An 891-nucleotide genomic window follows, 5' to 3' on the forward strand; every position below is an offset into this window, starting at 1 on the left:
CCGCCGCCGAGGACGCGGCGGCGCACGGCATGCGGGTGCTGCGGGCCCGCTGTTCGCCTCGCGACCAGGTGATCCCGTACGCCGCCGTCCTGCAACTCCTCGGCCCGGTACCGGAGTTCGCGGATCTCTCGGTCGACGGGGACGAACGGGCGAGCGCCGCCCGGCTGTGGCGGGTGCTGCGCTCGTACGCCGACCGGGCACCGCTGCTGATCGCCGTGGACGACGTCCACCTGGCCGACGCCGCCTCGCACCGGTGGCTGGTGGAGTCCGCCCGGCACGTGGACCGATTAAGGATCCTGCTGGTGGTCACCGAGCGCAGCCAGTACGACATCGAGCCGTCCGCGCCGGGGCTGACGCACACCCTGTCGCCCGCGCTGGTCCGCACCCACACCCTGGCCCCGCTGACCGCCGACTCGGCCGCCGGGCTGGTCCGTTCGGTGCACGCCGACGCGCCCGGGCCCTGGGTGGACGACTGTGTCCGGGCCGGCGCCGGCAACCCCCTGTTGCTGCGCGCCCTGCTCGACGACCTCGACGCCGGCCGGCATCCGACGGTGCCGGAGACGTCCGCCGCGCTGTACCCGGGGGCGTATCCGGCGGCCGTGTCCTGGTGGCTGGACAGCGCGGGCCCGGCCACGGGCGAGGTCGCACGGGTTCTGGCCGCACTGGACGAGGGCTGTGCCGGGGATCCTCCCGGAGCGCTGCCCGCCGACCGCGACGCGCCCGCTCCGGTCGACGAACTGGCCGCCCTGATCGCCGAGTTGGCAGATGTCGATCCGGCGCGGGTGGCCGGCTGGTTCACCGCGATGACCGGGCTCGGGGTGTTGCGCCCGGGCCCCGGCGGGCGTCCGCGGTACGCGCATCCGCTCCTGCGCGACGCCGTGCTCACCGGTG

1 protein-coding gene is annotated in these 891 nt (G+C 75.9%); it reads left to right on the forward strand.

All coding sequences use genetic code 11. From position 1 onward, the window contains the following. Positions 1 to 891 (forward strand): ATP-binding protein (locus R6V09_RS54030; RefSeq protein WP_317888677.1); only part of this gene is annotated, 891 nt, incomplete at both ends.

The organism is Streptomyces sp. W16, from assembly GCF_033194735.1.
In the GTDB taxonomy this organism is placed as follows: domain Bacteria; phylum Actinomycetota; class Actinomycetes; order Streptomycetales; family Streptomycetaceae; genus Streptomyces.